The organism is Streptomyces sp. NA04227 (assembly GCF_013364195.1).
Lineage (GTDB): Bacteria > Actinomycetota > Actinomycetes > Streptomycetales > Streptomycetaceae > Streptomyces.
This window is the reverse complement of sequence record NZ_CP054918.1, coordinates 3,812,167-3,837,801: the sequence shown is the minus strand read 5'-3', so window position 1 is coordinate 3,837,801 and position 25,635 is coordinate 3,812,167. Positions and strand designations below refer to the sequence as shown.

General features: G+C 70.8%; 20 protein-coding genes and 1 pseudogene. 14 read left to right on the top strand and 7 right to left on the bottom strand.

The window, feature by feature from the left end:
* The first annotated feature begins 170 nt into the window (after positions 1-170).
* From HUT18_RS16310 to HUT18_RS16280, 7 genes are all read left to right on the top strand, one after another.
* Positions 171-1,313, top strand: coding sequence for a DUF6457 domain-containing protein (locus tag HUT18_RS16310; protein WP_176101377.1), 1,143 nt, complete (start codon positions 171-173; stop codon positions 1,311-1,313).
* Positions 1,314-1,319: 6 nt separating this feature from the next.
* The gene (locus tag HUT18_RS16305) at positions 1,320-3,020 is read left to right on the top strand and encodes a molybdopterin-binding protein (RefSeq protein ID WP_254878638.1); all 1,701 of its coding nucleotides are present in this window, start codon (positions 1,320-1,322) and stop codon (positions 3,018-3,020) included.
* A complete protein-coding gene (locus tag HUT18_RS16300) occupies positions 3,008-4,132 on the top strand; it encodes a TrkA family potassium uptake protein (RefSeq protein WP_176101376.1) in 1,125 nt (374 codons plus the stop codon). Before HUT18_RS16305 ends, HUT18_RS16300 begins: the two co-directional genes overlap by 13 nt.
* 82 nt (positions 4,133-4,214) lie before the next feature.
* Positions 4,215-5,192, top strand: coding sequence for an NAD(P)H-quinone oxidoreductase (locus tag HUT18_RS16295; protein WP_176101375.1), 978 nt, complete (start codon positions 4,215-4,217; stop codon positions 5,190-5,192).
* 859 nt (positions 5,193-6,051) lie between these two features.
* Positions 6,052-6,486, top strand: coding sequence for a hypothetical protein (locus HUT18_RS16290; protein WP_176101374.1), 435 nt, complete (start codon positions 6,052-6,054; stop codon positions 6,484-6,486).
* 177 nt (positions 6,487-6,663) lie between these two features.
* Positions 6,664-7,206: a bacterial proteasome activator family protein gene (locus HUT18_RS16285; protein ID WP_176101373.1), complete on the top strand. Its 543-nt coding sequence runs from the start codon at positions 6,664-6,666 to the stop codon at positions 7,204-7,206.
* A 424-nt stretch (positions 7,207-7,630) separates the two neighbouring features.
* On the top strand, positions 7,631-8,149 hold the full coding sequence (locus HUT18_RS16280) for a nuclear transport factor 2 family protein (RefSeq protein ID WP_176101372.1): 519 nt from the start codon (positions 7,631-7,633) through the stop codon (positions 8,147-8,149).
* Positions 8,150-8,239: 90 nt separating this feature from the next.
* Here HUT18_RS16280 and HUT18_RS16275 read toward each other — a convergent pair whose 3' ends face one another.
* Positions 8,240-9,862: a protein kinase gene (locus HUT18_RS16275; protein ID WP_176101371.1), complete on the bottom strand. Its 1,623-nt coding sequence runs from the start codon at positions 9,860-9,862 to the stop codon at positions 8,240-8,242.
* Between the two features lie 392 nt (positions 9,863-10,254).
* Between HUT18_RS16275 and HUT18_RS16270 the strand changes: the two genes are divergently transcribed.
* On the top strand, positions 10,255-11,844 hold the full coding sequence (locus tag HUT18_RS16270) for a protein kinase (protein ID WP_176101370.1): 1,590 nt from the start codon (positions 10,255-10,257) through the stop codon (positions 11,842-11,844).
* 115 nt (positions 11,845-11,959) lie between these two features.
* On the opposite strand, the gene HUT18_RS16265 is transcribed toward HUT18_RS16270, so the two are convergent.
* Positions 11,960-12,448, bottom strand: coding sequence for a pyridoxamine 5'-phosphate oxidase family protein (locus HUT18_RS16265; protein ID WP_176101369.1), 489 nt, complete (start codon positions 12,446-12,448; stop codon positions 11,960-11,962).
* Between the two features lie 511 nt (positions 12,449-12,959).
* Positions 12,960-13,595 (bottom strand): annotated as a pseudogene (locus HUT18_RS16260) (response regulator); the annotation flags it as partial.
* A 564-nt stretch (positions 13,596-14,159) separates the two neighbouring features.
* On the opposite strand from HUT18_RS16260, the gene pdhA reads away from it, so the two are divergent.
* From pdhA to HUT18_RS16235, 5 genes are all read left to right on the top strand, one after another.
* Complete coding sequence (gene pdhA / locus HUT18_RS16255) at positions 14,160-15,371, top strand: pyruvate dehydrogenase (acetyl-transferring) E1 component subunit alpha (RefSeq protein WP_176101368.1); 1,212 nt, start codon at positions 14,160-14,162, stop codon at positions 15,369-15,371.
* Between the two features lie 2 nt (positions 15,372-15,373).
* Positions 15,374-16,354: an alpha-ketoacid dehydrogenase subunit beta gene (locus tag HUT18_RS16250; protein ID WP_176104578.1), complete on the top strand. Its 981-nt coding sequence runs from the start codon at positions 15,374-15,376 to the stop codon at positions 16,352-16,354.
* A gap of 8 nt (positions 16,355-16,362) precedes the next feature.
* The gene (locus HUT18_RS16245) at positions 16,363-17,826 is read left to right on the top strand and encodes a dihydrolipoamide acetyltransferase family protein (RefSeq protein WP_176101367.1); all 1,464 of its coding nucleotides are present in this window, start codon (positions 16,363-16,365) and stop codon (positions 17,824-17,826) included.
* 185 nt (positions 17,827-18,011) lie between these two features.
* Positions 18,012-18,635, top strand: coding sequence for a hypothetical protein (locus tag HUT18_RS16240; RefSeq protein ID WP_176101366.1), 624 nt, complete (start codon positions 18,012-18,014; stop codon positions 18,633-18,635).
* Between the two features lie 148 nt (positions 18,636-18,783).
* The gene (locus tag HUT18_RS16235; RefSeq protein WP_176101365.1) at positions 18,784-19,668 is read left to right on the top strand and encodes an IS5 family transposase; all 885 of its coding nucleotides are present in this window, start codon (positions 18,784-18,786) and stop codon (positions 19,666-19,668) included.
* Positions 19,669-19,691: 23 nt separating this feature from the next.
* Here the strand turns inward: HUT18_RS16235 and HUT18_RS16230 are convergent, their stop codons facing one another.
* The 3 genes from HUT18_RS16230 to HUT18_RS16220 form a co-directional block, all read right to left on the bottom strand.
* Positions 19,692-20,411, bottom strand: a complete 720-nt coding sequence (locus HUT18_RS16230; protein WP_176101364.1) for a DUF6215 domain-containing protein — start codon at positions 20,409-20,411, stop codon at positions 19,692-19,694.
* Positions 20,412-20,575: 164 nt separating this feature from the next.
* Positions 20,576-21,217, bottom strand: coding sequence for a DUF6879 family protein (locus HUT18_RS16225; RefSeq protein WP_176101363.1), 642 nt, complete (start codon positions 21,215-21,217; stop codon positions 20,576-20,578).
* Positions 21,210-21,479, bottom strand: a complete 270-nt coding sequence (locus HUT18_RS16220) for a hypothetical protein (RefSeq protein WP_176101362.1) — start codon at positions 21,477-21,479, stop codon at positions 21,210-21,212. The genes HUT18_RS16225 and HUT18_RS16220 overlap by 8 nt, the downstream gene beginning before the upstream one ends.
* A gap of 373 nt (positions 21,480-21,852) precedes the next feature.
* On the opposite strand from HUT18_RS16220, the gene HUT18_RS16215 reads away from it, so the two are divergent.
* Complete coding sequence (locus tag HUT18_RS16215) at positions 21,853-24,018, top strand: tetratricopeptide repeat protein (protein ID WP_254878637.1); 2,166 nt, start codon at positions 21,853-21,855, stop codon at positions 24,016-24,018.
* Positions 24,019-24,323: 305 nt separating this feature from the next.
* On the opposite strand, the gene HUT18_RS16210 is transcribed toward HUT18_RS16215, so the two are convergent.
* Positions 24,324-25,199, bottom strand: a complete 876-nt coding sequence (locus HUT18_RS16210) for a D-alanyl-D-alanine carboxypeptidase family protein (protein WP_368661567.1) — start codon at positions 25,197-25,199, stop codon at positions 24,324-24,326.
* Positions 25,200-25,635 lie beyond the last annotated feature (436 nt).

Here is a 25,635-nt window from a genome sequence, read left to right as displayed (position 1 = left end):
TGATCAGGGCTGATGTGTTCTGGAGCGAGGCATTTATTGCCTGCCTGCCCGCCGCTCGACCGCTTGCCCGTCGGCCGGTCGCCCGCCCGCCTTGCCTCGCGCCGCTTGTCTCGCCTGCCTCCGCGCCCACCGCCACCCGGACCCGTACCGCCAGCGCTCATACTCGGGGCATGAGCGATTCCGAGCCGGACTCAGGGGCCGGGCCCGTGGTCTTCGATGCCGTCGTGCTGGCCGGGGGCCGGGCCCGGCGGCTCGGGGGTGCGGACAAGCCGGGGCTCCGGGTGGGCGGGCGGCGCCTGCTCGACCGGGTGCTTTCGGCCTCGGCTGCCGCACGCGAAACCGTGGTCGTCGCGGAACCGCGTGCCACCTCCCGACCGGTGCGCTGGGCCCGGGAGGAACCGGCGGGCGGCGGACCCGTCGCCGCGTTGGAGGCCGGGGTGCGGGCGCTGGCCGCCCAGCCGTCGGCCCCGTACGTACTCGTCCTCTCCGCCGACTTGCCGTTCCTGGACGGGGAATCGGTGGAGCGGCTGCTGAGCGCACTGCTCACAGAACAGGCACCGGCACAGGCACCGACACGGCAGCCCATGGCGGCACAGGCACAGGCACATGCAGCGACGAAGGCACCGGCGCAGGTACCGGATCGGGCATCAACTCCGCCCGGAGAGGGGACAGTTCCGGCACCCGCCGCAGACCCCTCCGACGGTGTGATGTTCGTGGACGCCGACGGGCGTGACCAGCCCTTGGTCGCCGTCTACCGGGGTGCGGCACTGCGCCGTAGGCTCGCCGTGCTCAGGGACGAGTACGGCGGTCTTGAGGGCTTGCCGTTGCGAAGGCTGACCGAGGGCCTCCGACTGGGCCGGATCGCGGACCGACCGGAAGCCGCGGCCTCCTTCGACTGCGACACCTGGGCGGATCTCGCCGCCGCACGCGCACGTATCAGGGAGCATGGTCAGGTGCTGGACGAATGGATCTCCGCGGTCAAGGACGAACTCGGTGTGGAACTCGACGTCGACACCGGCGTCCTGCTCGACCTGGCCCGTGACGCCGCGCATTCCGTGGCGCGCCCGGCGGCGCCGTTGACCACCTTCCTCGTCGGCTACGCGGTGGGCCAGGCCAAGGGCGGCCCGCAGGCCGTGGCCGAAGCCGCGCGCAAGGCCGCCGAACTCGCCCTCCGCTGGAACGAGGAAGAGCCGCCCACGGCTTCCGCCGACTCCGCGCGGAGCGCCGGGCCCGCCTCCTCGGACTCCGCCACCGATTCGGCCGCGGACTCCGCCACCGGCCCCACCTCCGCCGACCCGGCCGACGAAGCCTGACTCCCCGTGAACGGCGCCTCCTCCTCCGGGTCCGAACGGAACACCCCGCCTCCGCCCCCGTCGCACAGCACCCACGACGAGGACATCGGCGCGGACGAGGCCCTCTCCCTCGTCAGGCATGACACGCCCCCGGCCACCGACGCGCCGGACGGCCCCGGCATCCCGGGCGCCACCAACGCCGCCGAGGCCACCAACACCGCCAACGCCGCCCACGCCACCAACACCCCACCCCCCAAAGCGCGTTCCACCCGCACCTCATACGGTCCCTACGACCCGTTCGGGCAAGACCCCTTCAGCGACGACGAGGCCAGGGACGACGAGGTGAGGGGCGACGAGGCCAAGGACAACGAGGCGAAGGACGACACCCCCGTACCAACCACCGGCCACGCGCCAGAGGACAAAGACCTGCCCGTGGAACCGCCCCAGCCCCACCCCACCGAACACACCCACCCCCACCCCAGCGCACACCCTCGCCCCACCAACCGCCCCACCTCCCCGACCCCTTGGCCCAAAGCCCGCCGTATCGCCGTACAAGCCGCCGTCCGTGCCTCCTCGCCGGACGGGCTGCCGCCGGTGCGGGTGCCGTTGGACGATCGGGCGTTGGGGTTGGTGCTGGCGGCGCCGTTGGCGGCGCTCACGGATCTGCCGCCGTTCGACACCTCGGCGATGGACGGCTGGGCGGTGGCCGGGCCGGGGCCCTGGGAGGTGCGGGGCGAGGACGCGCTCGCGGGGCGGGCGGAGCCGGAGGCGCTGGCGGACGGTGAGGCGGTGCGGATCGCGACCGGTGCCCGGGTCCCGCACGGGGCGACCTCGGTGCTGCGCAGGGAGCACGGACGTACGGAGGCGGGCGGCGGACGGCTGCACGCGACGCGGAACAACGGACAGGGCCAGGACATCAGGCCGCGCGGGCAGGAGTGCCGGTCCGGGGATCAACTGCTGCCGCGGGCGACCGTGGTGACACCGGCGGTGCTGGGGCTCGCCGCCGCGGCCGGGTACGACGAGCTGACCGTGGTGCCGCGTCCGCGCGCCGAAGTCCTCGTACTGGGCGATGAGTTGCTGGCCTCCGGGCTGCCGCGGGACGGGCTGATCCGCGATGCGCTCGGCCCCATGCTGCCTTCGTGGCTGCGGTCGCTGGGGGCGGAGGTGGTCTCGGTGCGCAGGCTCGGGGACGATGCGGAGGCGCTGCGGGCGGCGATGGAGCAGTCCACGGCGGAGGTGCTCGTGACGACGGGCGGTACCGCCTCCGGCCCCGTCGACCATGTCCACCCCACCCTGCGTGCCCTCGATGCCCAACTCCTCGTGGACGGCGTGGAGGTGCGGCCCGGGCACCCGATGCTCCTGGCACGGCTCGGGGAGCGGCGACATCTGGTGGGCCTGCCCGGCAATCCGCTGGCGGCGGTGTCGGGGCTGCTGACCCTGGCCGAGCCGTTGCTGCGTACGCTCTCGGGCCGTCTGGAGCCGGAGCCGTACACCGCTCCGCTGCGCGAGGCGGCGCAGGGCCACCCGCACGACACCCGGCTGATCCCGGTCGCGCTGCGGGCGGGGGAGGCGGTGCCGCTGCACTTCAGCGGACCCGCCATGCTGAGAGGCATCGCGGGAGCGGATGCCATGGCGGTTGTGCTGCCGGGGGGCGGCCGCGCCGGTGAGGAAGTCCAGACCCTCGACCTGCCTTGGCCGGTCCTCACGGACGGAGCATGTTTCACGTGAAACTCCCCCGCACGGATGCCATAGCGAGATCGGCGGAGGACGGCCCCGCCCTCGAAACAGGTGCGGACTCCCGGCGAATTCGCTTGCCGCGCCGGGCAGTTGAGCGGCCGTTGCGCCAGGTCAGCAAGCGGCTGATGATGGCGTTGACGGTGCTCGTGGGCACCGCGCTGCTCGTCTGGGTGGACCGGGACGGCTACAGCGACAACTCCGATCGCCACGTCGATCTGCTCGACGCCTTCTACTACGCGACCGTCACGCTCTCCACGACCGGCTACGGCGATGTCGCCCCGGTCAGCGATGCCGCGCGCCTGACCAATATTCTCGTGGTCACGCCACTGCGTGTGGTCTTTCTGATCATCCTTGTCGGCACGACTCTCGAGGTCCTCACCGAACGGACCCGGGAGGAATGGCGGTTGAATCGCTGGAGGTCCACGGTGCGTGATCACACTGTCGTCATCGGCTTCGGCACCAAGGGGCGCTCGGCGATCACCACGGTGTGTACGACGGGTACGAAGAAGGACCAGATCGTGGTCGTCGACCCCAGCAGCAAGGTGATCGAGGCGGCCAACGCCGAGGGGTACGTGGGTGTGCTGGGCGACGGCACACGTAGCGACGTACTGCGCCGGGCCGAGGCGCACAAGGCGCGGCAGATCATCATCGCCACCCAGCGCGACGACACCGCGGTCCTCGCCTCGCTCACGGCACGCCAGTTGAACCGCGGCGCGAAGATCGTGGCCGCGGTGCGCGAGGAGGAGAACGCCCCGCTGCTGCGGCAGTCGGGCGCCGACTCCGTCATCACCAGCGCGAGCGCCGCCGGACGTCTGCTCGGGCTCTCGGTGCTCAGCCCGAGCGCGGGCCGGGTGATGGAGGACCTGATCCAGCAGGGCAGTGGGCTCGATCTGCTCGAACGCCCGGTGGTCAAGGCCGAGGTGGGGCTGGGCCCGCGCGAGACGGACGACCTGGTGGTCAGTGTCGTACGCGGTCACCGCCTGCTCGGCTACGACGATCCGGCCATCGGCACCCTCCAGTTGACCGACCGGCTCATCACGATCGTGCGCGCGCCGCTGCCCCATCACCAGGAAGCCCCCAGGTCCATGGGCGACGTGGACTGAGGCCTGAGGCCCGGTCCACGCGAGGCGAGGAAGTGCTCCCCGCTCCCGCCCGCGCGGGAGCGGCACGAGTAGCCTCGCGCCCATGCATGCGATCACGATCCCGGAACCTGGTGGACCCGAGGCACTCGTCTGGGCCGAGGTGCCCGATCCCGTACCCGGCGAGGGCGAGGTACTGATCGAGGTGGCCGCCGCCGCCGTCAACCGCGCCGATCTCCTGCAACGGCAGGGCTTCTACGACCCGCCGCCCGGCGCCTCCCCCTACCCCGGCCTGGAGTGCTCGGGCCGTATCGCCGCGCTCGGCACCGGGGTCTCCGGCTGGTCGGTCGGCGACGAGGTGTGCGCACTGCTCGCCGGCGGCGGCTATGCGGAGCAGGTCGTGGTGCCCGCGAGCCAGGTGCTTCCGGTCCCGGACGGAGTGGACCTCGTCCAAGCCGCCGCGCTCCCCGAAGTGGTGTGCACCGTCTGGTCGAACGTGTTCATGGTGGCCCATCTGCGCCCCGGCGAGACGCTGCTCGTACACGGCGGCGCGAGCGGCATCGGCACCATGGCGATCCAGCTCGGCAAGGCCGTGGGCGCCAAGGTGGCGGTCACGGCGGGCAGCAAGGAGAAGCTCGACCAGTGCGCCGAACTGGGCGCCGACATCCTCATCAGCTACCGCGAGCAGGACTTCGTCGACGAGCTCAAGGCCGCCACCGACGGCGCTGGGGCGGACGTCATCCTCGACATCATGGGCGCCAAGTACCTGGACCGTAACGTCAAGGCGCTCGCACTCGGCGGCCGACTGGCGATCATCGGCCTGCAGGGCGGAGTCAAGGGCGAACTCAACCTGGGCGCCCTCCTCGCCAAGCGCGGCGCGGTCACGGCCACCTCGCTGCGCTCGCGCCCCGTCACGGAGAAGGCGTCGATCGTCGCCGCCGTACACGAACACGTCTGGCCGCTCGTCTCCGCCGGCCAGATCCGCCCCGTCATCGACCGCAGCATCCCGCTCAGCCGCGCGGGCGAGGGTCACCGGGTCCTGGAGGAGAGCAGCCACGTCGGGAAGGTGCTGCTCACTCGGTGAGGTGAGGCGACTCGGGCGCTGGGTGCCGGGGGCCGGGCGTCGGGGACGGGCCGGGGCGCGTGGGTGAGGCGTTCGCGTACGGAAGTGCCTGGAAGTGCCCATCAGCCCAGCCGCCGTGTGGCCCGTGTGGAGCAGGACGAGCGGAGTGTGTGCTCCGCACGGCCCACAGCGGGTGCCCGGGGCCGGGGTGCGTGTGAGGCTTGCCGTGCTGATCTTGGCGATTTCGTACGAGCCCTAGGGGGCCGTCGTCGTGACTCAACGGCACACCGTGCTCCGCTCCGCGGGAGCCCCTCTCACCCTGGCCACGCTGCTCCTGCTGCCTGCCCCCGCGCAGGCGGCGACGGAAGGGACGGCGCCCCTCACGGCCACTGAACGAGCCGCCGCCCCTGGCTCCCTCCGAGCCCCGGACCGTGCCGACCGCCCGGGCGGCGACGAGGGCGATGCCTCCCCCTGGGACGCCGACAGCCGGTGGAATCCGTTCGCGGGCTGGGAGGGCGCCATGTCCTGGGGCCGCGAATTCCCCTGGGGAGAGGCCGAGCCGTGGAGCGGGTCAGGTGCCCGCGGTGCGCGGCCGGACACCCGGGGTGAACCAGGGTCCTGGCGTGAATCGGGGGCCCGGCGGGAACCGGGGTCCCGGCGTGAAGCGGGAACCCGCGGCGAACCCGGACCCGGTCCGGCCGAAGGGCCCGGCGCACGGTCGGCCGTACCGCACGCTCCCCCACGTACGGATCCGTCCGCGTGGGAGGACCCACGAGCGGAGGGCCCGCTCGCCTCGGGACCGTTCTCCTCCGGTCCTTTCTCCTCCGGTCCATTCGCCTCCAATCCGTTCACCTCGGGACCGTTCTCCGTAGGCGCCCTGATGGGTCAGACGGCCGAGGAGCCGCGCCCCGGGCGCTCGCGTTCCGGCGAATCGCGGGCGGGCAGCCGTCCCGGCGAGGGGCGCGAACGCCCCGGGCGACCGGCCGCGCCCTCGCCCTCCACCTCGGCGTCGGCCTCGTCCGCGCCCTCCCGGGCGCCCTCCGCCTCGCCGACCGGGAGCCGTACCCGGCAGGGCGAACGGCACCCCGAGGCGGGCCGCCCCTGGGCGCCGCACCGGTCCGCCCCAGGTCACGAGCCGACCGCCGGATGGTCCGCGCACCCCGAATCTGCCTCCCCCGACAGGGCTGCCCGGGGCCGGGCCCAGCCCGCCACGAACACCGTGGAACCGCTCATCGACGTACTGCCCCTCGGCGTCGGCATGGTCCTCATCGGCCTGGGGCTCGGCTTCCTCGGAGTGCGACTGCGCCGGGGCTGAGGGCCGGGGAGGGGCCGAAGGAGGGGCCGAGGGTGAGGGAACGGTGAGGGATTACGGCGCGAAGAGGGGAGGATCGCGCGGCCGGTACGGGGCGGAGGACCGGTTGCGCGCGCATGGGCCGGGGTGCGTTCCGGGGCGGCGGGATGCCGAGTGGAGGTCGTGCGCGACAATGGCCGCATGGAGATGCCGAGGAACGAACGGTCGCAGGAGAGCCCCCAGGTCCTTGTGGTCGGACAGGACGGTATGGCGCTCGGCGGCACCGGGGACGAGGGTCGTGAGGCCCCGGTGACGGAGATGGTGGAGCAGCCCGCGAAGGTCATGCGCATCGGCAGCATGATCAAGCAGCTGCTCGAAGAGGTACGGGCGGCACCTCTGGACGAGGCGAGCAGGCAGCGCCTCAAGGAGATCCACGCCAGCTCGGTCAAGGAACTCGAGGACGGACTCGCGCCGGAACTCGTCGAGGAACTGGAGCGGCTCTCGCTGCCCTTCACCGACGAGGGGACGCCGAGCGATGCCGAACTGCGCATCGCCCAGGCCCAGTTGGTGGGCTGGCTGGAAGGCCTGTTCCACGGGATCCAGACCACCCTCTTCGCCCAGCAGATGGCCGCACGCGCCCAGTTGGAGCAGATGCGCCGCGCGCTGCCGCCCGGCATGGGCGGCGACCACGAGGAGGACCCGCACGGCCCGACGGCGGGTCGCACCGGGGGCCCGTACCTGTAGAACCCCCGCCCGCGGAGCCCGAGATCCCGGGCCTGCCGGATCCGCCCGGCCCACGTAGACGTACGTACACGCAGTAGACGAAGACGACGGGGCGGGGAGCCACCAACGGCTCCCCGCCCCGTCGCCGCATCCGGCTCCCCCGCCGCACCGGAACCCTGCACCCGGCACCGGCACCGGCACCCGGCACCGGCACCCAACCCTGCTGCCATCCGGCGAACCCCTGCCCTGCCACCAACTGGGCGCCCCACAAAGCCTTCTGAGCCGCTGCCTCCCGCTTACCTGTCAGGTAATCGCCCCCACCCAGTGCGTCAGTGAGACTGGGCACCGTCGCGCCGAGCAGGAGCGTCGCCCGTACCCATCAATTCACTTACCGCCGTACCGGATCCGACCGATCCGAGGCACGCGCCCACCCAGGGAGTCAGCCATGTCCGCATCCGAGACCACCCCCGCAGCGACGGCCGCGCCCACGCCCGCGCCCGCGTCCGCCCCGGCCCCCGACTCCGCGGCGACCCGTGCCCTCGTCCAGGAATTCCTCGGGCGGTTCGGTACGGGTGACACCAAGGGTGCCGCCGCCTTGTTCGCGGAGAAGGTGGACTGGAAGATCAACTGGCCGGAGGCCGAGCACGGCCGGGCGGCGGACACGCCGTGGATCATCCACCGGACCACGGGTGCCGAAGCGGCGGGCCTCTTCGAGGAGTTGGGTCGGCACCACGTGCCCGAGGAGACGGACACACAGATCGAGCGCATCCTCGTGGACGGCGCCGACGCGGTGGTCCTCGGCGAACTCCGGCAGACCGCCCGCCCCACCGGCCGCGCCTATCGGGCACGGTTCGCCCTGCACCTCACGGTCGAGAACGGCCGCTTCACGCGCTACCACATCTACGAGGACAGCCTGGCCGTCGCTCAGGCCTTCGACACCGGTGGCGGGCACACGGCGAGCTGAACCAAGGAGTCGACGGGCGGGCCGAGGCCCAACCCCCGCCCGCCGCAACGGACTTCAGGGACAGGCCCCTCAGGCCCCCCAACTCCCGCCCTACGCCGCAGGCTTACCCGTCGACAGAGTGAAACTGATCTTGAAGGTCTCGTCGTCGGGATCGATCTCGGTGTCGGGGGCGGGGTGCTGGAAGATGACCGTGTCCTTGCCCCAGGTGTTCTCGTCGGTGCGGTTCTTGTTGTCGTAACCCCAGCCCGCGGCGCTGATGCACTTCTGCACCGAGGTCCACGTCTTGTTGCGGAAGTCGGGGAGCTGGATCTTGTCCTCGTCGTTGACCCCGGGCGTGGCCTCGGTGCACTGGGTCTCGTTGATCCGCAGTGCCAGGTCGGGGCCCTTGAAGCCGGACGGAGTCGCCGAGGCGTCGCCACCGGCCTTCGGGTCGCCGCCGTCGTCCTTCGTGGCGATCACGGTGATCAGGCCGCCGATCGCGATCAGCGCGACCACGATCGAGCCGACGATCACCGGCATGTTCTTCTTCTTGCCGGCGGAGGCGCCGGTCGTGGTCGCCGGGGCGACGTTGTACGGCGCCGGGGTGCTCGGGTTGTACGGGCCCGGCGCGGGGGTGTTCGGGTTGTACGCGGAGGGGGCCGGGGTCTGGTAGCCGCCCTGCTGCGGGTAGCCGTAGCCCGGGGTCGGCGCCGGGGTGTAGCCGCCCGACTGGTACGGCTGCTGGACCTGGCCGCTCGGGTTGGCGGTGTTGCCGTCCAGCGGCGGGAAGACGGCGGAGCCGACGCCCGAGCCGCTGCCCGTGTGCGCGCCCGGCACGATGCTCGGCGCGGCGGGCTGGAGGGACTGTGCGATGCGCAGGCACTCGTCGCGCATCGCCTCGGCGCTCGGGAAGCGCTCGTTGGGGTTCTTGCGCAGGGCGCGGGCGACGATCGCGTCCACGGCCGGGGGCAGCGCGCGGTTGATGGAGGACGGGGCGACCGGCTCCTCCTGGACGTGCGCGTACGCGATGGCCAGCGGCGAGTCCGCCTCGAACGGCAGGCGGCCGGTGACCAGTTGGAACAGCATGATGCCGACCGAGTACAGGTCGCTGCGCGCGTCGACGCCGCGGCCGAGGGCCTGCTCGGGGGAGAGGTACTGCGGGGTGCCGACGACCATGCCGGTCTGGGTCATGGAGGTCACGCCGGACTGCATGGCGCGCGCGATGCCGAAGTCCATGACCTTGACGACGTTGCGCTTGGTCATCATCACGTTGCCGGGCTTGATGTCGCGGTGGACAAGGCCCATCTCGTGGCTGATTTCGAGCGCCGCGAGCACATCCGCGGTGATCTTCAGGGCGCGGTCGGCGGGCATCGCGCCGTACTGCTGGATGTCCGAGTCGAGCACCGAACCGAGCGGGCGGCCCTCGATGTACTCCATGACGATGTACGGCGTGGTGGCACCGTCGAGGGTGTCCTCGCCGGTGTCGAACACCGAGACGATGTTGGCGTGTGTGAGCCGCGCCACGGACTGCGCCTCGCGCCGGAAACGCTCGCGGAACGCGGGTTCGCGGCCCAGCTCCGTGTGCAGCGTCTTGATCGCGACGTGGCGGTCGAGCACGGAGTCGTAGGCGAGGTGGACCGAGGCCATGCCGCCTTCGCCGAGCAGATCACGCAGCTGGTAACGGCCACCGGCGACCGAACTGCCCGCGTAGCGGCCGTGTGCGCCGTCACTCATGTCGTGCGTCCCCCATCGGCGCGAGGCGGTGGCTCCTGCCCCGCGGTTGGTGTCCCGATACCGCGTCGGTACCTCTGATCCCGGCCAAGTCTGCCCCAGGCCCCTGCCACGTCAAGCTCGGTGCCCGTTCCGTGACCGTACGGGCAAGAAGAGTCGCGCAAGCGTTACAGCCGTGGCGGGGGCGGGACACCTCGGGGAACCGGCGGCGGGCGAACGGGAGGTGAGCGGGAGGCGACAGGAAAGGGGCGGGCCGGACGGCTCGGGCGGCCGTGGCGGGAGGGCGGGAAGTTCAACGCGGAACGGCCTGTCGTGCGGAGGCTGTAGCGTGGGCGTGGCTTGGATCCCGACACAACGACCGCGCGGACCGCGGATGATGACGACGGCGAGGACTGATGGCACAGACGCAGCGCTCTCAGGGCTCGCCCGACCCCGAGGCGACTGGCGGCATGTCCGATTCGCCTGAACTGTGGGGAAATGGCGGACTGGTTGGTGACGGCCGGTACCGGCTGACCCGCAGACTCGGCCGCGGCGGCATGGCGGAGGTCTTCGCCGCCGAGGACGTACGCCTCGGCCGCACCGTCGCCGTCAAACTGCTCCGCGCCGACCTCGCCGAGGACCCCGTCTCCAAGGCCCGGTTCACCCGCGAGGCACAGTCGGTGGCCGGACTGAACCACCACGCGGTGGTCGCCGTGTACGACTCCGGCGAGGACGTCGTCGCGGGCAACACCGTGCCGTACATCGTGATGGAGCTGGTCGAGGGCCGCACCATCCGCGACCTGCTGATCAACGCCGAGGCGCCCGGCGCCGAGCAGGCCCTGATCATCGTCTCCGGGGTCCTGGAGGCGCTCGCCTACTCGCACCAGCACGGCATCGTGCACCGTGACATCAAACCGGCCAACGTGATCATCACGAACACCGGCGCGGTCAAGGTCATGGACTTCGGCATCGCCCGCGCGCTGCACGGCGCGCAGTCGACGATGACCCAGACCGGCATGGTCATGGGCACCCCGCAGTACCTCTCCCCGGAGCAGGCGCTCGGCAAGGCCGTCGACCACCGCAGCGACCTGTACGCCACCGGCTGTCTGCTCTACGAACTCCTCGCGCTGCGCCCGCCGTTCGTCGGCGAGACCCCGCTCTCGGTGGTCTACCAGCACGTTCAGGACATGCCGGTGCCGCCCTCCGGCTACGACGAGGACTGCCCGCCGGAGCTGGACGGCCTGGTCATGCGCTCGCTCGCCAAGGACCCGGACGACCGGTTCCAGACGGCGGAGGAGATGCGCGGCACGGTCCAGTACGGGCTGCAGATGCTCTACGACAAGGGCAGCCACAACGGCACCTGGAACACCGGCCCGGTCGATGTGCACGACGGCCGCAACACCCCGGCCATGGGCGTCGGCGGCACCGCGGCGATGGGCCACCCGGAGTACGGGAGCACCCGGCCCGTGCAGCAGCCGATGGTGCGGCCGGTCGGCGGGGACGACGACGGCGGGTTCGACGGCGGCGGCAGCTACCGCGACAACGGCGGCGGTCGGCGGCGCGGACGTGGCTGGATCTGGTTCCTGATCCTGCTCGCCCTGATCGGTCTGGGCGTCGGCCTCGGCCTGGCGCTGAGCAACGACGGCGGCGGAAACTCGCCCGACCCCGGAACCTCCAGCAGCACCCCCGCGGAGGAGACCTCGGAGCCCACCGAGGAACCGACCGGCGAGACCACGGAAGAGACGACGGACCCCGGCGGCAACACCGACGGCGGCACCGGCGAGGAGCCCACCGAGGAGACTCCCACCGAGGAGCCCACGGACGAGACCCCGACCGAGGAACCGACCGAGGAGACTCCCACCGAGGAGCCCACGGACGAGACCCCGACCGAGGAACCGACGGACGAGACTCCCACCGAGGAGCCCACCGAGACCGACGGCGGCACGGAGGGCGGCGGCCCGGGCATCCCGACGGGCGAGACGCCGGACGACCCCGACGGGGTCTGAAGCTCGGGCCTGCCCCGCGAGGGGCTGAGCCGAGCGGCCGGGAGCGGCTGAGCAGGAAGGCCGGGAGGAGCCCGGCGAGTAGCTCACCGGACAGGCGCCGACCAGCGCCCGCCCGTCAGGCCACTCCGTCCGCCGGTCCGTTCTCCGGCGAGGGACGGGGCCCCGGCAGGTGCGGTCCGCGGCGTTCCAGGCGGGCGAAATCGCGCTCCAGGCCGTTGTCGGTGGAGTGCGTGGTCACGAACTGCGGGGTCAGCCGGATGTACACCGGCTCGAAGGGGTCGCCGTCGACGGTGCCCGGCTCCGGACCGAAGAGGCCGATCTGCTCGGGCGAGGGGTCCGCCCACTCACCGGTGCCGATGACCTGGACGGTCCACTGACCGGCGTCGGGGGCGCTGGTGGCGGCGTTGTCGGTGCCGTAGGCGACCACGGAGCCGATACAGGCCTCGTGGTAGCCGTGGCCCTTGTGCATCCGGAGCATGAGATGGCCGTCCGCCACGATGTGCCGGGCAGCGGCCACAAAGGGCATGGCCCTCCTGCTCGCGGCCAGTCGACCGTGGGCGGTGCGGCTGAGCAGCTGGATGGCGCGCTGTTCGTGGCTGGGCATGCACACCAATGTCCCCGCTCGCGCCGCCCGGCTGAAGAGGCCCCGGCCTCTGCTTCACGGGGCCGTAAGTCCCGAAACCCCCCAACCCGGCCAAGCCGGAAATCCCAGGTCGGACCGGTCCTCGCGACCTCACCCGCCCGGCCGGGGCCCAGCTGTCCCGCCGCCCCTGCCCGGCGCCGTCCCGTCGCCCTTGCCGACATTCCGCTTCTACGTGGCACTGCCCCGCCCAAGCCCCGTGTACGTGAGGCTGCCCCGCCTGTACGTGAGACCCTCCCGCCCGTACGTGAGGCTCCCTCGCCCGCATTCCGCTCGTACGCACCCGCCGCATGCCCGTGAAAGCCCCAGCTCGTCCGCCGAAGCCCCCGCCGTACCGCTATCCCAGCCCCGACTCCCCGCCGCCCCCCGCACCACCGGTCCCGCCACCCCCACCAGGGCCGACCGAGCCACCCCCGCCGAAACTCCCGCCCCCACCGGACCCTCCGCTTCCGCCCGAGCCGCCGGAGCCGCCGCCCTTCTCCGCCTCCATCCGGGCCACGAAGGCCGCGGCCTGGGAGCGGCGCTGCATGCCGAGCTTGGACAGCAGGCTGGAGACGTAGTTCTTGATGGTCTTCTCGGCCAGGTGGAGCTGCTCGCCGATGGCGCGGTTGGTCATGCCCTCGCCGATCAGGGCGAGGATCCGGCGCTCCTGGTCGGTCAGATCGGCGAGCTGGTCCTCGGTGCCGCCGGTCTTGCCCTCGCGCAGGCGCTCCAGTACCCGGGAGGTGGCCACCGGGTCGAGCAGCGACTTTCCGGCGGCGACGTCCCGTACCGCCGAGAGCAGTTCCTCGCCGCGGATCGCCTTGAGCACATAGCCGGAGGCGCCGGCCATGATCGCGTCGAACAGTGCCTCGTCGTCGGAGTACGAGGTGAGCATCAGGCACTTGATGTTCTCGTCGGCGGAGCGGATCTCGCGGCAGACCTCGACACCGCTGCCGTCCGGGAGGCGTACGTCGAGTACCGCGACGTCGGGCCGGGCGGCCGGGATACGGGCCCGGGCGTCGGCGGCGGTACCGGCCTCGCCGATCACCTCGATGTCGTCCTCGCCCGCGAGGAGCTCGTGCACGCCCCGCCGGACGACCTCGTGATCATCGACGAGGAAGACCCTGATCGTGCCGCCGGTGCCATCGGCTCCGCCGCTTCCGCCGGGTCCGCTGTATCCGTTATGTCCGTTCTCAGGCACGCTGTAAGTGTCACACAGTGGTCCGCGCCCAGCTTCCCGGCCGGTCGGCGGCGCCCGCCGGGCCGGGTGGTCGGTCCGCGGAACTGTTGTGGGACACCCCGTGAACTGCGGCGGACGGACAGTGGCGGGTGTACGGGGGTGCACCCCTGAGAGAAAGGTCGACTCTTCCCGAGCCCGGGGTGCCCGGGTTAACGTTCGCGTGTTCCGGCTCACTGTGGAGCTGTGACCAGCGGCGATCCCCTCCCCGCGAGTTTACTTGGAAATCCAAGTAAAAGCGCAGGTCAGAGGGGTTTCGCGGATGCTTGGAGCACTGGGTAACGTGCCTCTTGCAGGGCTCGCCGGGACAACGCCCAAACCTGTTGTCCGGCCGAGTCGTACCCACCCCGTGCGCGGGACGGACTGCAGGCGAGCCGCCCTTTCCCGGCTTCTCAAGGCCGGGAAAGACACCGGTTCCCGGCAGATCCCGGGGACCGGACCGACGGAGGAGCACACGTGACCGTGGAGAGCACTGCCGAGCGGAAACCACGCCGCAGCGGCGGCACCAAGCGCGCGAGCGCCAAGAAAGCAGCGTCCGCCCAGGAGACGACGGGGACGGAGCCGGAGCTGATCCAGCTTCTGACCCCCGAGGGCAAGCGTGTCGAGCCGACGAAGAACGCCGCGGACGCCGACTTCGCCTCGTACGTCGACGCCATCACCCCCGAGGAGCTGCGCGGCCTGTACCGCGACATGGTCCTCACGCGCCGCTTCGACGCGGAGGCCACCTCGCTGCAGCGCCAGGGCGAGCTGGGCCTGTGGGCCTCGCTGCTCGGCCAGGAGGCCGCCCAGATCGGCTCCGGCCGCGCCACCCGCGAGGACGACTACGTCTTCCCGACCTACCGCGAGCACGGCGTCGCCTGGTGCCGCGGGGTCGACCCGACCAATCTGCTCGGCATGTTCCGCGGCGTGAACAACGGCGGCTGGGACCCGAACAGCAACAACTTCCACCTGTACACGATCGTGATCGGCTCGCAGGCGCTGCACGCCACGGGCTACGCGATGGGCGTCGCCAAGGACGGCTCCGACGGCGCGGTGATCGCGTACTTCGGTGACGGTGCCTCCAGCCAGGGCGACGTCGCCGAGGCGTTCACCTTCTCCGCGGTCTACAACGCCCCGGTGGTCTTCTTCTGCCAGAACAACCAGTGGGCGATCTCGGAGCCGACCGAGCGCCAGACCCGGGTGCCGCTCTACCAGCGCGCCCAGGGCTTCGGCTTCCCCGGCGTCCGCGTGGACGGCAACGACGTACTGGCCTGCCTCGCCGTGACCCGGTGGGCGCTGGAGCGTGCCCGTCGCGGCGAAGGACCCACCCTGGTCGAGGCGTTCACGTACCGCATGGGCGCGCACACCACCTCCGACGACCCCACCCGCTACCGGCACGACGAGGAGCGGCAGGCCTGGGAGGCCAAGGACCCGATCCTGCGGCTGCGCGCGTACCTGGAGTCCGAGAAGTTCGCCGACGAGGCCTTCTTCACGGAACTCGACGCGGAGAGCGAGGCGTTGGGCAAGCGAGTACGTGAGGTGGTACGGGCCATGCCGGACCCGGACAACCTCGCCATCTTCGAGAACGTTTACGCCGACGGGCACGCGCTCGTCGACGAGGAGCGCGCCCAGTTCGCCGCCTACCAGGCGTCGTTCGCGGACGCCCCGGCCGAGGGTGAGGGCAAGTGACCATGGCAGTCGAGAAGTTGGCACTCGCCAAAGCGATCAACGAATCCCTGCGCGCCGCGATGGAGGCCGACCCGAAGGTCCTCGTCATGGGCGAGGACGTCGGCAAGCTCGGCGGCGTCTTCCGGGTGACCGACGGTCTGCAGAAGGACTTCGGCGAGGACCGGGTCATCGACACCCCGCTCGCCGAGTCCGGCATCGTCGGCACCGCGATCGGCCTGGCCCTGCGCGGCTACCGCCCGGTCGTGGAGATCCAGTTCGACGGCTTCGTCTTCCCCGCGTACGACCAGATCGTCACGCAGCTCGCCAAGATGCACGCCCGCGCGCTCGGCAAGGTCAAGCTGCCCGTCGTCATCCGTATCCCCTACGGCGGCGGCATCGGCGCGGTCGAGCACCACTCCGAGTCGCCCGAGGCCCTGTTCGCGCACGTCGCGGGCCTCAAGGTGGTCTCGCCCTCGAACGCCTCGGACGCGTACTGGATGATGCAGCAGGCCATCCAGTCCGACGACCCGGTGATCTTCTTCGAGCCCAAGCGGCGCTACTGGGACCGCACCGAGGTCGACACCGAGGCGATCCCCGCCCCGCTGCACGGCGCCCAGGTGGTCCGCGAGGGCACCCACGCCACGCTGGTCGGCTACGGCCCGATGGTGAAGGTCTGCCTGGAGGCCGCTCAGGCCGCCCAGGAGGAGGGCCGCTCCCTGGAGGTCGTGGACCTGCGTTCGCTCTCGCCGATCGACTTCGACACCGTGCAGAAGTCGGTGGAGAAGACCGGCCGCCTGATCGTGGTCCACGAGGCCCCGGTCTTCCTCGGCTCCGGCGCGGAGATCGCCGCCCGGATCACCGAGCGGTGCTTCTACCACCTGGAGGCCCCGGTGCTGAGGGTCGGCGGCTACCACGCCCCCTACCCGCCGGCCCGCCTCGAAGAGGAATACCTGCCAGGCCTTGACCGAGTGCTCGACGCCGTCGACCGCTCGCTGGCGTACTGAGGAGAGGCGTGACCAGCATGACGCAGTCCCAGTTGCGCGAGTTCAAGATGCCCGACGTCGGCGAGGGACTCACCGAGGCGGAAATCCTCAAGTGGTACGTCCAGCCCGGTGACGAGGTCACCGACGGCCAGGCGGTGTGCGAGGTGGAGACCGCCAAGGCCGCGGTCGAACTGCCCATCCCGTTCACCGGTGTGGTCCGTGAACTGCGCTACGCCGAGGGCACCACGGTCGACGTCGGCCAGGTGATCATCGCGGTCGAGGTCGGCGGCTCCGGCGAGGCCCCGGCCCCCGAGGCCCCCGCCGCGCAGCCCGCCGCCGAGTCCGGCGAGGAAGCCCCCAAGGGCCGCCAGCCGGTCCTGGTCGGCTACGGCGTCGCCGAGTCCTCCACCAAGCGCCGCCCGCGCAAGGCCCCGGCGAGCCGGCCGGAACCGGCCGCGGCGGCGGTACAGGCGGAACTCAACGGCAGCGCCGCGCCCGCGGCTCCGGCCGCCCCGGCCCCCGTGGTCCCGGCCCCGGCGGCTCCCGCCGGTGCCCGCCCGCTGGCCAAGCCGCCGGTGCGCAAGCTCGCCAAGGACCTCGGGGTCGACCTGGCTACGGTCACCCCGACCGGCCCGGACGGGATCATCACCCGCGAGGACGTCCACGCGGCGGCGGCCCCGGCCGCGGCCCCGCAGGCTCCCGCGGCCCCCGCCGCCCCGGCTCCGGTCCCCGCGCCCGCACAGGCTCCGGCCGCCCCGGTCGCGGCTCCGGCTCCCGGTGCCCGCGAGACCCGGATCCCGGTCAAGGGCGTACGCAAGATGACCGCGCAGGCCATGGTCGGCTCGGCCTTCACCGCGCCGCACGTCACCGAGTTCGTGACGGTCGACGTGACCCGCACCATGCGCCTGGTCGAGGAACTCAAGGCCAACCCCGACGAGTACGGCCTCCCGGCGGGCATGCGGGTCAACCCGCTGCTGCTCATCGCCAAGGCCGTGCTGGTGGCGATCCGCCGCAACCCGGACGTCAACGCCGCCTGGGACGAGGCCAACCAGGAGATCGTCCTCAAGCACTACGTGAACCTGGGCATCGCCGCGGCCACCCCGCGCGGTCTGATCGTGCCGAACATCAAGGACGCGCACGACAAGACCCTGCCCGAACTCTCTGCCTCCCTGGCCGAGTTGGTCTCCACCGCCCGCGAGGGCAAGACCTCCCCGGGCGACATGCAGGGCGGCACGATCACCATCACCAACGTCGGCGTCTTCGGCGTCGACACCGGTACGCCCATCCTGAACCCGGGCGAATCCGCCATCCTCGCCCTCGGCGCGATCAAGCTCCAGCCCTGGGTCCACAAGGGCAAGGTCAAGCCCCGCCAGGTCACCACCCTGGCGCTGTCCTTCGACCACCGCCTGATCGACGGCGAACTCGGCTCCAAGTTCCTGGCCGACATCGCGTCGATCCTGGAGCAGCCGAAGCGGCTCATTACGTGGAACTGAGCTGATCCGGGGGGTTGTTGACCCCGGTGGTTGTGACTCGCGGGCCCGATGGGAGGTAACTCCTGTCGGGCCCGCGGGGGTTGGGGGCCGGAGGAGGTACGGGCATATCTCAGCGGGAGGGGTCCCCATGCCCCGCCGGTAGACAGGCGCTGTCCGCATCTCGGCGCCCCACCACGGGAGTTGGTATGAGCCCCCTCGCCGTCTCATCGGTACGTCCGCGCACGTTCGGGCCGATCGCCGGAGCAGCACTCCTCGCCCTGCTCCTGTCCGCCTGCGGCTCCTCCGACGGCGACGGCGACAGTGACGACGTGGGGGCCGGGGGCGACGCGAAGGGCAAGACAGGAGCCAGTTCCGCGCCCGCCGAACCCTCCGCCCGCCCCAGCGCCTCGGCGAGTAGCGCGGTGCCCAGTCCGAGCCCCACCCGTACGAGCCCGGCCCCCGCGCCCGCCGTGAAGGCCTCCGACGGATCCCGCTACGGGGCCTGCGCGGACGGCACGTGCGAGGTGGCCATCGACGGGCCGACGAGCTTCGCGGTGGGCGGCGGCAGTTTCGCGGTGCAGAAACTGAAGAAGAAGCAGAGCGTCGACTTCGATCTGACCCTCGCCAGTGGCAGCGGCGGCAACGGCACCCTGAAGGGCACCTGCGGCCCCATCTTCACCTTCTTCGACGGCGGTGGCGGCGGCATGCTCGGCTGCACCGACGCGGACGCCGCTCCCAAGCGCCCTGATCCCGAACCGGGCGTGTTCAAGCTTCAGTTGGCGGGCTGGGACACGCAGGGCGCGGCGGTGATCCGGCTCGTGTCGGGGTGAGCCGGGCTGAGACGGGGTGAGACGGGGTGAGCCGGGCTGAGCCGGGCTGAGACGGGGTGAGCCGGGCGGTACGGCTCAGAAAGTGTTGGGTAATTGATCAACTTCGGGTGGTGATCTTCGTGGGTGGTGTCCACGAAGATCACTTCGCGTGTGTGTCTGTGTGTGCAAGCCGGTCTATGACACGTCGTTGACGGATGCTCAGTGGGCGGTGATCGAGCCGTTGTTGCCGGTGCGGGATGTGTCTCGTGGTGGGCGCCCGTTGAAGTTCGGGCGCCGGTTGATCATCGATACGGTCCTGTATGTGCTGGGCAGTGGGTGTGCCTGGCGGCTGGTTCCGCGTGACCTTGCGCCCTGGGATGCCGCTTACCGATGGTTTCGTCTGTGGAGTGCGGACGGGACGTGGGATCGGCTCCACGACGCTTTGCGGGATCGGGTGCGTGTCGCGGACGGTCGGGATCCGCAGCCGTCTGCCGGGGTGCTGGACTCGCAGTCGGTGCGCAGTCACCAGGGTGGTGAGGCGATCGGATACGACGCGGGCAAGCGGGTGCGGGGCCGCAAGCGGCACATCCTCGTCGACACCTGCGGTCTGCTGTTGCGGACGGTGGTCCACTCGGCCTCGGTGCAGGACCGGTCCGGAGCCAGAATCGTGCTGAGCGGGCTGCACACGCTGTTCCCGCAGGTCGGGTTGGTATGGGTGGATGGCGGCTACGTCAACCAGGTCGACCGTGCTCTCGTGGGCTGGGCCAAGCGGACGGAGAACATCGAGATCGTCGCCGTCCCGCGCAACGCGGATGTGAAAGGGTTCCAGGTACTGCCCCGCAGATGGGTGGTGGAACGGACTTTCTCCTGGCTGGGGCGGTGTCGACGGTTGGCCCGGGACTATGAACGCAAGACGGCCCACGCCGAAGCGATGATCAAAGTGGCCATGATCCGGCTCATGGCCGCCCGCCTCGCCGGCGAGACAGTCACACCCCACGGCCCCATCGAGACCGAAGCCGCACGCCGCCTCGCCGACGACCTCAAGAACGAGTAACTACTCAGTTACCCAACACTTTCTCAGGCGCCGTCGCCGGTCCACCCGGGGAGGGTCGGCAACACGGTCTCGGCGACGTGCAGCAGCGTCGCGTCGTCGGGCACGCCACCGTCCTCGCGCCAGATGCTCAGCTCGTACGAGCCGCCGCTGTCCCCGGCGTCCTGGGCAACGGAGAGCACACGTGCCGGTACACCCGGGCCGCTCTCGGCATCGCTCCCGTCGAGGCGGAAGCGAATGCTGAGCGTACGGCTGGAGTAGAGCACCGCGGGCCGGTCGAGGAAGGTGCGCGGGCGGGCATCGCTCCCGAGCAGCGAGGCGGACCCGGCGACCGGAAGCCGGTCGTAGGTCGCCTCCAGATTCACGGTGTAGGTCGGCAGCTCGACCTTGGCCGAGGGCGTGGCGATCTCCTTGCCGCTGCCGGTGCGCACCGAACTGTCACTGCCGTTCGCCGACTTCACCAACTCCCCCGGGGTGCCGAGCAGTTCGGCCAGATCGGAACGGTTCAGCACCTCGCACAGCTGCTGTCCGAGGACCGGCGTCCGGCCCGCCTTCCCGGGCGTCGGGGTCGCGGTGCGGGACTCGCCTTCCGAGCAGGTGGCCGGCGAGGAGGAGGCGGTGGTGGACGACGAGTCCTGCTCCCCGGCCGTCCACAGCCCGACACCGAGCGCGGACACCACCGCAACAGCCGCGACCGCCTGCCCCCACGCCCCGGCCGCCGTGAGTCCGCCACTTTCCTCCGCCATGTCCCCCACCTGCTGTGATTCCCTGATTCGTGCAGGTCGGGACGCTATACGGTGGTCAACTCATGCACAAGAAAGGCGTAGTTCCTGCACAAGCGGAATGATCTGTACCGCCAATGTCGGGGGCCGGACGCATGACGTACGTGCCCCAGTGCGACGTACGTGCCCTAGCGGGGGGCGTGCGACGCCGTTGCGGCCCGTGTGTCGACCTCCGGGGCGGGCAACGGCTCGATCTCGCGAGCGAAGAACTGCCCGAACTCTTCCGCCTGTTCGTAGAGAGCGGCGAACCCGTCCGAGGTCTCCCGGATGAGCGCCGGATCCGTGAACTTGCGTGCCCCGTCGGCGTTTCCGTCCTCGTCGTAGACGACTTCGTACATCACGCGGTCCCCGAGGAGTACGACTTCGGGAACCTTGTGAGTTCGCTCGAGGTGGGAGATTTCGCGGGCATCCATGATCCGGATGTCCTCGCCCACCTCCAGCCGCACTCGCAACACGTGCATTTCCCACTGCACGTAGGGCGTGACGGGGAATTCGACCACGCGCAGACGCCGATGCGGAATGTCCAACTGCTTTGCTTTGCGGGATTGTTCCTCGTAGGCTTCCCGTCTTTCCTCGACGAGTGAGAGTGCCGTGGGCCAATCGCCGACGGAGAAGGCTTCCCAGCTCGCGAACCCGCGCTCCTTGAAATGCTGGCCTCGCTCCAGCTTGTTCAGGGAATGGATTCCGCTTTCGAAGAATGCCCAGAAGTCCTGGTGGTACTCGGGCCGTAGCAGGCGTTCGGAGTGTGCTCCAGGGAATGAGTCAAACATTTGGGATATCCGGTTTCGCCGCAACCATCATGTTCCGCGGGATCACTACGAGCCTTTCGTCCGCTCCGATGCTCACCCCGTGCGGGAGTCCAGCACGCATCGCCTCGGTCAAGTCCCGCCCGATGACGGCGACATCACCATTTTCCAGTTCCCAGATGTCCGGGCAGTCCGGGCTGTCGGTGGTATTGCCTAACTCTTGAGGTGATTTACCGAGGCGCCGTTTGAATTTCGACGTCGGGTCTGCCTCCCAAGGGCGGGCCATGGGTCCTCCTGTCGGCCATGCGATGAGATGAAAAGGATTCGATCGCTACAGGTGTGCGTTACGTACGGCTATGCACGCATACGGGCATGCGCGTGAGTGGACCGTAGCAAAGGGTGGCAGTAGTTCGTAGTGCAGTGAGAATGATTGGCTGAATGTGTGCGACAGGATGCGCCTGGAGAATCGTTCTCTCGCAAGCCCAAAGAGATGGCGGGGTAACAGCAGGCCTCAGTTGCCCCATTGAGTAAATACTGTAACCATCCAATGTGCGGTAGTAGTGCAAAGCCGCCGGGAATCAGTACGGGGAAGCGGTACAGGAAACGCGGGCTTACGAGTCGGGTCGCGAGCAGCACACCACCGGAGGTTGAGCCGCACGATGGGCGGAGGAATGGACGGCCGCGCGCACGAGTCCGGCCGCATCTACCAGACGACAGGGGATCAGCACATCACCGAGTACCACCACCACGGGGACACGCCCCCAGGGCCGGGCGGACCCGACTCGGTGCGCCGTCCCGCCGTGGGCCGGGGCCCCGTGGTGCTGCGTGACCGTACGGAGGTGCTGGAGCGACTGCGCGAGGGTGTCGCCGAGAGCGAGGGGCGGCTCTACGTCCTGCACGGCATGGGCGGCAGCGGCAAGACCGCCGTGGCACATGCCTTCTTTCAGTCCGTCGTCCGGGACGACGAGCGGATCGGCCTGTGGGTGAACGCCGCCGACCGGGCGTCCCTGCGTGCCGGGATGCTCGCGGTGGCCGCGGACCGGGGCGCAGGTGACGGCGAACTGCTGGCCGCCCGCAACGGCCTGCGTCCCGCGGCCGATCTGGTGTGGGGCTACCTCGAACGGTCGGCCGAACCGTGGCTTCTCGTCCTGGACAACGCCGACGATCCCGAAATCCTCCGGGACGGGGGCTGGTTGCGTACCAGCCCCCGTGGCACGGTCCTGGTCACCAGCCGCCGGGCGGCGCCGCGCTGGTGGCCCGGTGCCCAGTTGCAGCACATCGGGGTGCTGCCCCGCGAGGACGCGGCCCGGGTGCTGTGCGACCTCGCCCCGCACAGCGGCAGCATGGCGGAGGCGGGAGAGATCGCGGACCGGCTCGGCCGACTGCCGCTGGCGCTCGTCCTCGCGGGTGGTTTCCTGTCCCACCAGGTGCTCGACCCGTGGACCATGGAACTCTACGGACGGCACCTCGACACCGAGCACGGCGTGCGCCTGCTCGACCGGGGCGCCGAAACCCTCGCGCCCCAGGAGCCGCGCCAACTCGTCGGCAGAACCTGGCAGTTGACGCTCGACGCATTTGCCGCGCACGGCCTGCCGGAGGCTGCCTCCCTGCTGCGTCTGCTGTCCCGCTTCGCCCCCGAGCCGCTGCCGTTGCCCCTGCTGAACAGTGAACGGATCAGCGCCGCGCTGCCCCGGGAACGCTGCGAAACGGCGCTGCGTGCCCTGCTCGACCAGTCCCTGACCGAGCTGGTCGACCTCGGGGTGCGGTGTGCGCAGACCCACGGGATCCTGCTCGACAGCGTTGCGGCCGCCATCGGCCCCGAGGACCTGCGCGTACTGAACGAGACCGCGGTACTCCTGCTCGACGCCGCGATCCCCCAAGTGCCGGACCTGGGCCCGGAGGAGCCGATGCTGCGGCTGATCGCGCCGCACGCGCTCGCCCTGATCCGGCGCACCACCGACCCCGAGACCGCGGCGGACGCGCTGCGGGTCGCCACCCGGCTGTCGGTCGCCCTGCACCGGCAGGGCGACTACCTGTCCGGCTGGGAGACCGTCCGTACGGCGGCGGCGTACGCGGAGCCCCTCCTCGGCGACGAGCACCGTGCCGTCCTCGCCGCGCACTCACGCGTGGGCCGGTCACTCTTCCGGCTGGGCAGGTACGAGGAGGCGGAGCAGCAGCTGAGCCGGGTCCACACCACGCAGCAGGAACTGTTCGGATCCGGGGACGAGGACGCCCTGGACACCGCGCACGGGCTCCAGTTGGTACTGGCCAACCTCGGCAGGCGAGAGGAGTCGCTGATTCTCCTGCGGTCCGTGGTGGCCGGAAGGCGGGCGCTCTTCGGCCCTCGGCACGCACTGACCCTGCGTTCCCGCTCCAGCCTGCTGACCCGGCTGACGGCGGACGAACTCGCCATTGAGCAGAGCGCCGTCGAGCAAGGTGCCGGTGAACAGGCCACGAGCGACGACTCTGGCCTCTTCTCCCTCCCCGCCGACTGCGCGCAGGCTCTCGGCCCGGAGCACACGGTCACGCTCGGGGCCCGGCACAACCACGCCTGGGCGCTCTTCCTCCTCGGCCGTCACGAGGAGGCGGACACGGCGATCCGCGAGGTCCACGGCAGCTACGTACGCCGCTTCGGCCCGGACTTCCCCCTGACCCTCGCGGCCCAGCAACTCCACGCCCGCACGCGCTACGCGCTCGGCCGACCGGACGCGGCCACCGCCTTGCTGGCCGACGTCGTCGCACGGCGCGCACAAGGGCTGGGTCCCGCCCATCCGTTCACCGAGGCGAGCAGGGAACTGCTGGCACGGTTCGAGGCGGGGGAGTGAGGCCGGTACTCACACACGCCTCAAGTCCTGTTCCCTGATTACGGGTTCGGGGGCGCCTGGTCCTCAGCCCTCGGCCCTCAGCTCATGGGCCATGGCTCATGGGCCACGAGTCGTCAGGAACGGTCCCGCGACAGAAGAGGTGTCCCGCACCTGTTCGGTTGCCTTGCCCGGACTGTCAGAAGTATCCCGGAAACGGAAAAGAGAGCCCCACCCCCTCCGGGGCGGCAGCTCCCTTTCCCGCTGTCCGTCGTGGTCGTGGTCGCGGTCGCGCTCGGTTCACCCGAGCCCGGACGACCGCGGCCCGCTCAGTCCCGCTGCGCCCCCTTGGGCAACTTCCGCACCGTCATGTCCTTCGCCGTCTTGGTCCCGAAGGCGTGGTCCATGAGCTTGGCGGCGTCCTTGAAGCGGTCGCCGGTGTCGTTGAGCAGGACGCCGACCACGGTCTTCGAGCCGCGTGTACCGGCGAAGACCAGGCAGGGCCCGGCGGGGGTGTTGGTGCCGGTCTTGACGCCGATGGTGCCCTTGTAGGAGCCGAGCAGCTTGTTGGTGTTGTACCAGGTGTAGGTACGGGTGCCGCCGTTGCTCGCGGGCGCCTTCTGGACCGTCTTCGTGGACTTCACGACGGTACGGAAGTCGTTCTTGCGCATCACGTGACGGGTCAGGTTGGCCAGGTCGCGCGGGCTCGTATAGGTCTTCTTGCCGGGCGAGTTGCCGTCGAAGGAGTCGAACGAGGTGTTCTTCAGGCCGAGTTCCTTGGCCTTGGCGTTCATCTTGGAGATGAAGGACTTCGTCCGGGCGGCGGAGGTCGAGCCCGAACCGAAGCTGTCCGCGAGGGCCATGGCGGCGTCGCAGCCGGAGGGCAGCATCGTCGCGTAGAGGAGCTGGCGCACCGTGAGCTTGTCACCCGCGCGCAGGTCGGCGGTGCTGGCGCCGACCTTGGTGACGTAGTCGCGGTACTCCTTCTTGATGGTGATCTTGCGGTTGAGGTCGACGTTCTTGGTGTCGAGGACGACCGCCGCCGTCATGATCTTGGTGGTGCTGGCCATCGGGCGCCGGGTGTCGGCGGCCTTGCTGTACAGGCTCTTGCCGTTGGCGTTGTCGAGCAGGTAGGCGCCCTTGGCGCCGACCGTCGGTGCCGCGGCGGCGTGGGCCGGCGCCGCGAGGGCACCTCCGGCCAGCACGAGCCCGGTGCCGAGGGCGACGGCCGCGCTCGCGCGCCGGGCCCCGTTGGTGCGAAGACGTGCGCTCACTGCACGTACCCCCATGGTTCGCTGTCCGCTGTGCGCGGTGTCCGTATACGTCGTCGTGCGTCGTCGCCCACTGAGCACCCGCCGCCCGCGTCGCGCGCTGCGTGGCATGCGCGGATCGGTGGCATTCACGGTTTTTGCCGTCAAAGCGTTGTTCGCCGTCAAAGGTGTGTTTGTCCCGTGGCGGAGGTGCCGGTGATGGTCGTGGGGTGGTGGGCGGTGGATCAACTCTCAGGAGAACCCCGTGTATTGCGCGCGTGGAAAACCGCGCGAGGCGTGGGGAGCGGGGTCCTCAGGAGAATACGCGTTCGCCGGGCTCCTTGGTTCCCGGCATGCGGTACTTGGCCGGGATGTCCGCATGCCGGAACGT